Annotated in this window: 8 protein-coding genes; 1 reads left to right on the forward strand and 7 read right to left on the reverse strand. The window is 46.2% G+C overall.

The genetic code is table 11. From position 1 onward, the window contains the following. The 4 genes from AND4_RS18170 to AND4_RS18185 all read right to left on the reverse strand — a co-directional run. Positions 1–350 (reverse strand): UbiA family prenyltransferase (locus AND4_RS18170; RefSeq protein ID WP_009844448.1); only part of this gene is annotated, 350 nt, incomplete at its 3' end. After that, a complete protein-coding gene (locus AND4_RS18175; protein WP_009844449.1) occupies positions 343–1362 on the reverse strand; it encodes a COX15/CtaA family protein in 1020 nt (339 codons plus the stop codon). The genes AND4_RS18175 and AND4_RS18170, both read right to left, overlap by 8 nt. A gap of 12 nt (positions 1363–1374) precedes the next feature. After that, positions 1375–1911 (reverse strand): hypothetical protein, encoded by a 537-nt coding sequence (locus AND4_RS18180; protein ID WP_009844450.1) that lies wholly within the window; start codon positions 1909–1911, stop codon positions 1375–1377. Beyond that, on the reverse strand, positions 1908–2690 hold the full coding sequence (locus AND4_RS18185; protein ID WP_009844451.1) for an SURF1 family protein: 783 nt from the start codon (positions 2688–2690) through the stop codon (positions 1908–1910). The genes AND4_RS18180 and AND4_RS18185 overlap by 4 nt, the downstream gene beginning before the upstream one ends. On the opposite strand from AND4_RS18185, the gene AND4_RS18190 reads away from it, so the two are divergent. Continuing rightward, entirely contained in the window at positions 2689–2925 is a 237-nt protein-coding gene (locus tag AND4_RS18190) for a DUF2909 family protein (RefSeq protein ID WP_009844452.1), read from the forward strand. The genes AND4_RS18185 and AND4_RS18190 overlap by 2 nt on opposite strands. Positions 2926–2927: 2 nt before the next feature. Here the strand turns inward: AND4_RS18190 and AND4_RS18195 are convergent, their stop codons facing one another. From AND4_RS18195 to ctaD, 3 genes are read right to left on the reverse strand one after another with little or no spacing between them, the layout of a single operon-like run. After that, positions 2928–3812 (reverse strand): cytochrome c oxidase subunit 3, encoded by an 885-nt coding sequence (locus tag AND4_RS18195; protein ID WP_009844453.1) that lies wholly within the window; start codon positions 3810–3812, stop codon positions 2928–2930. Positions 3813–3823: 11 nt separating this feature from the next. Continuing rightward, the gene (locus AND4_RS18200) at positions 3824–4414 is read right to left on the reverse strand and encodes a cytochrome c oxidase assembly protein (RefSeq protein ID WP_009844454.1); all 591 of its coding nucleotides are present in this window, start codon (positions 4412–4414) and stop codon (positions 3824–3826) included. A 21-nt stretch (positions 4415–4435) separates the two neighbouring features. Beyond that, the gene (gene ctaD, locus AND4_RS18205; protein WP_009844455.1) at positions 4436–6076 is read right to left on the reverse strand and encodes a cytochrome c oxidase subunit I; all 1641 of its coding nucleotides are present in this window, start codon (positions 6074–6076) and stop codon (positions 4436–4438) included. Positions 6077–6105: the final 29 nt, after the last annotated feature.

Raw genomic sequence — 6105 nt, forward strand, 5'->3', positions numbered from 1 at the left:
ACATAAAGCAACACAAAACCAATCAGCCCCAAAGCCGTAGCAAAAAGCATGACAGATAACGGATTGGTATCACCTGATGGCAAAGGGCGATTATGTGTTCGAGCCATACGCGCATCAATGCGACGGTCAATAAGGTGATTAAACGCTGCTGCTGAGCCCGCCATCAAACCAATGCCAATGAGACCAATCGCAGCTTGTAGCCATGGAAATTCAACCACTGGCGCTAAGCTCATTCCGACAATAGCCGTAATCAGCATAAGAGCAACAACTTTCGGCTTAGTCAGCTTTAAATAAATCGAACCAATATTTTTCTTACGACTTTCTAAAGGGAATGCTAACTCTTTACTCACAGCGAACTCCTTTCTCATGATGACTCCAACGAGCTTTACCTTGCCATAGGTAGTACTGACTGATACAAATAAGTGAAAGCATGATGGCTGCACCTAGGTTATGTGCTACCGCTACATAGATGGGCAGTTGAAAAACAACATTACTCACGCCTAACATGATCTGACAAATTAGAGAAAATCCGATCCAGACACCGAAACGCTGATAATGATGCGAATTTTGCTTTAATAGTAAAATACAATAAATCAATACAATACATGCGGTAACGATGGCGCCAATTCGGTGGCTCACATGAATCGTCACTCGAGCTGGGTAATCTAATACACCAAATTCATAGTTATCAAACCCCGCCTGCCAAAACGAGAACGCCTCTTTCCATGATAAATAGCTGACCCAATTACCTTCACATATTGGTAAAGCAGTACACATTAATGCGGCATAATTGGATGATGTCCAGCCGCCAAGCAGTACTTGGGTTAACACGACAATGAAGGCGATAATGGAAAAGGCTCTCACAACCTTAGATGAGGGTGAGAAACAGAGGTTATTTTGAGATTGTAATTGGCAATAGAATACGGCTTGAAGTGCTAATAACGTAAAGCCACCAAGAAGATGCAACATCACAATGACTGGCATTAACTTTAATGTTACCGTCCACATTCCAAGTGCTGCTTGTCCGAGGACAAGAACACAAAGCAAAATCGGTATCGTCGCATCGACTCGCTCTGCTCTCACCGCCATGACGGCCATCATCAAAATAACTAAGCCCAAAGTTCCGGCAAAGTAACGGTGAATCATCTCTAACCACGCCTTCCCTTGTTCCACTGCTCGTTCCGGAAACAAGGCATTCGCTTTCGTCACTTCCGCTTCAGTTTGAGGCACGAGCAATTGACCATAGCAACCGGGCCAATCAGGGCAGCCCAAGCCTGCATCAGCCAACCTGGTGTACGCACCCAGCATAATGACCAAAAGGGTGAAAACTAGGCTAAAACTAACCAAGCGCTTTAACGTCATATTGCCCTCTCCTTAGCCCACGCGTGACAACTTCAATAGCTTTCTTAAATCCGTCAATACATCTTTATTTAACTGCACTAAATCCTCTTGGACATTTGGTGTATAGGACATCACAAGCTGCCCAAGCGGGTCGACGATCAACATCTGCCCTGCTTTTACTTTTGCCGAAAGTAAGCCATTCATTTGCATCACCTTAAGACTCTGGTCAAGGTCATTTACCTCATTCGAAGTCCAAATCACAGGCACAACACGCTCTTGGTATTTCCCCAGTGCGATATGGCTTTGCTGCAATAAATGAATCTGTTGTTGGCATTGCTCCATGCATTCCGCAGGCAGCACATACGCTAATTGCCAGCCTCTCTCAGTAAGAGGTGAGACTTGGCCCAACTGTTCTAACGTGGTGTACGGCTCAACCAATTCACCTCGATTGGTCACTCCCGTTTCGTACCATCCTTGACTCAATACAACTTTGGCAATAATTGCAGGGAGTGCGAACAGACAAATCAGAGATACCAATATAATTCGCCCTCTCGTGACTGCGTTTGTCATACCTCACCTCCTTGTGAGTGTGATTGTCGAATCCAACGAATAAAAATAAAGATTGTGATAAGCAAAAACACGCCAGCCATTGCAAACCATTGAAAGGAGTAAGCAAAATGCTTCTCACTGGTTAGAGGTAACGGGTTCCAAGGAAATGGATAAGGCCATTGCTCTAAATTGTCCGGTTGAATAACCATAGGAATTAACTCGATGTTAAGCAGCTGGCTGAGTTGATTGATATTGAGGTTTTGCACTCTGATTGTGTCGCCCATTTCAGCCATCAGGTCTGAACTCAGTGGATTGGTTGATTTGCGATACAAACGTCCTGTGATGTCGTAGGGGACGAGCAAGGTTTTAACCTCAGGCAATAAAGCCCTAGAACTTGCTCCCTTTACAAAGCCTAGTTCGAGCAAGGTTTGCTTCGCTGGGTCATGAGACAAGGATACAATTTGAAACGCCAAGTACCCGACACCGCCTTCAAATGTTTGATTGTCTAATAAAATGATGGGAAATGGACCCGGTACGACACTTACTTTTACTTTCATACCACTGACGTTCTTTTCTTGCCAATCGTTGACGGCCAACACCGCCGATATCTCTGTATAGGGCGCATTCGCTCTCGCCAAAATCACTTGCTCCAACTGCTGCTTTTGGTTACCACGCTCCAATTGCCAAAAACCCAATTTGACCAAAACAGAAAACACGGCCACAGTTAAACAAATAGCCATCCATACCCATTTCGATGACAACATTTTTGACCATATCGATGACGAAGCCGGAGGTGCCATGTCCACCGTATTTCTGTTCAAATTAACGCTAGTCCTTTTGCTGCTTTTCATTATCTTTAACCTCGCAAAAGCGCTGTTCGAAATGGTTCGCGAAGACCCAGAAGACAAACAGAAAAAAGGAAAACCCATGAGTCATTATCTCGGTCGTCGCGTTATGTTCTCTGCATTGGTCGTACTACTCCTTCTGGTCGCTTTAGGGGCTGGTTGGATTGCCCCTAACCCACGTCCGTATTAGATTCACAGCACGTATACAAAAACAAACAAACACAACCAAACGACATCCACAAAGTGCCAGTACCAACTACCCGCTTGGAATGCAAAATGGTCTTTCGGTGAGAAATGGTCTTTGGCGATGCGGAATAACAATACGATCAGGAAGAGGGTACCAAGGCAAACGTGCAGTCCATGAAAGCCAGTCAGCATAAAGAAGGTATTACCGTAAACCCCTGATTGCAGCGTTAATCCAATATCTTGATAAGCATGTGCGTACTCAACAGCTTGGTAATAAAGGAAAAAACCCGCCAAAACGATGGTAATTTCCAACCAAACAATGAGTGCGGTTCGTTTATCTTGCTCTAAGCTGACATGGGCCATATGTAACGTAATCGAAGACAATAACAGCAAGATCGTGTTAGTTAATGGAATGCCAGTCCAAGGCATCGCTTGAGTTGTTTCCCCACCTGGCGTCGTAGTGAGCGGCCATATGGCCTCAAAACTTGGCCATAACACCTCATGCGTCATGACGTTGTTATCTGCACCACCTAACCAAGGAACGGAGATCATTCTGGCGTAAAACAACGCGCCAAAAAAAGCACCAAAGAACATCACTTCCGAAAAGATAAACCAGCTCATCCCCTGTCGAAAGGAGCGTGTGATTTGCGCGCTGTATTTTCCCGTTAGCGATTCAGTAATAACGTTGCTAAACCACCCGGCCAACATGTACAGCAAAAAAAGCATACCAACCGCGAGAATAATGCCCCCCAAAGTGCCAACCGGACCATCACTTTGCGTACCTTGGACCGTCATTCCTGCCCCTATTGCGACAAGGAACAGCGCGAAGGCCCCAACGATTGGCCAACTACTTTGCGCAGGGACATAATAGGTATCAGGCTTGTTACTCATATGGTCTCTCCTTACAGGCGCTCACCCGTCTGTTGCTTACTCCTTGAGAGGCTGACTACCGACGACGCGCCCGATTGAGGAGGAAATTTGTAGAGTGTGTAAGACAAAGTCAAAGTATGAATTGAATCCGGCACATCTGGCTCAATGTAGAAAATCAAAGGCATACTCGCTTTCTGCTTACCTTCCAAGGGTTGTTGGTTAAAGCAAAAACACTCGATTTTATTGAAGTAAGCCGCACCAGTACCCGGCGATACGGATGGTACAGCTTGCCCAACTAACTCTTCACCGCTTTGATTGAATGCGAGATATTCAGTTTGAATCACTTCTCCTGGATGAACATCCATGGATACGACTTTTGGTTTGAATTCCCATGGCATATCGGGACTGACGTGGGCCATGAACTCCACGCGGATGGTTCTGGTTATATCCGCTTGCATGCCTGTGGGTTGAATCGCTGCTACATCACTGGTTTTACCGTTGATACCTAATGCATCGCACATGATGTCGTAGAGCGGCACAAGAGCAAAACCAAAGCCAAACATCAACGCAGTCGCTAACAGCAACTTCGTTATTAGTTTCTTATTGGATGGATGACTTTGCATCTCACTCACCTCACGCTTTGCTTAATCGACTTTTGGTGGTGTCGTGAACGTATGATGTGGCGCGGGACTTGGCACCGTCCACTCTAAACCTTCTGCTCGTTCCCAAGGTTTTGCCGTTGCCTTTTCGCCACCACGAATGCATTTGATCACTAGCCACAAAAAAATCAGTTGAGACAAACCAAAGGCAAAACCACCGATCGAGACGATTTGGTTGATATCGGCAAACTGGATCGCGTAATCGGGAATACGTCGAGGCATACCAGCTAAGCCCAAGAAATGCATAGGGAAGAACAGTACATTGACCGAGATGATCGAACACCAGAAGTGCCACAGACTCAATTTGTGGTCATACATATTGCCCGTCCACTTCGGTAACCAGTAATAGGCCGCTGCCATAATCGAGAACACCGCACCGGACACCAACACATAATGGAAGTGGGCAACGACGAAGTACGTATCATGATATTGGAAGTCCGCTGGTACGATCGCCAGCATCAGGCCGGAAAAACCCCCTATCGTGAACAGCACAATAAAGGCAATAGCAAATAGCATGGGCGTCTCAAACGTCATGGCTCCGCGCCACATGGTTGCCACCCAGTTAAACACTTTCACCCCTGTCGGAACCGCTATCAACATGGTGCAGTACATGAAGAAGAGCTCTGCGAATACTGGCATCCCAGTGGTAAACATATGGTGTGCCCATACTAGGAATGAAAGTAGCGCGATACTACAGGTCGCGTAGACCATCGAATGATATCCGAACAGCTTCTTGCCACTAAACGCGGGGATGATCGCCGAAACAATACCAAAAGAAGGTAGGATCATGATGTACACCTCTGGATGGCCAAAGAACCAAAAGATGTGTTGGAACATCACAGGGTCACCGCCACCAGCGGCATCAAAAAAACTGGTACCGAAGTATTTATCGGTGAGAACCATGGTCACGGCGCCAGCTAAGACTGGCATCACTGCGATAAGTAAGAATGCAGTAATTAACCATGCCCAAACGAACATTGGGAGTTTAAACCATGTCATGCCAGGTGCTCGCATGTTTACAATCGTCACGATAACGTTGATGGCCCCCATGATGGAGCTGATACCCATTATATGGACTGAGAAAACGAACAACGCTGTGCTGTCAGGGCCGTAGGTTGTCGAAAGCGGAGCGTAGAAAGTCCAACCAAAATCAGGACCACCACCAGGTAAGAACAAAGAGCCGATCAAAATAAGAAAAGCAAAAGGTAAGATCCAAAAGCTCAAATTGTTCATTCTTGGCAGCGCCATATCCGGCGCCCCAATCATCATGGGAATCATCCAATTGGCTAAACCAGTAAAAGCAGGCATAACAGCGCCAAAGACCATCACCAGCCCATGCACGGTCGTCATTTGGTTAAAAAACTGAGGATCGACCAACTGCAAACCCGGCTGGAACAACTCAGCACGAATGATCATTGCCATCGCTCCACCAGTAAGGAACATGGCGAAGCTAAACCACAAATAAAGCGTACCTATGTCTTTATGACTAGTTGAATAGAGCCAGCGTGCCAGCCCTTTCGGTGCATGGTGATGATCGTGATCGTCTTCTATTGCAATGGTGGTGTTTGCGGTTGTTTGCGCTTCTGCAGGCGCAGACTTAACCGCTTTTTCAATTGGCTTACTCATATTTCCTCCTTGGTACTTTCTTGTACCTT

Origin of the sequence: Vibrio sp. AND4 (genome assembly GCF_000171815.1) — a bacterium.
Classification (GTDB): domain Bacteria; phylum Pseudomonadota; class Gammaproteobacteria; order Enterobacterales; family Vibrionaceae; genus Vibrio.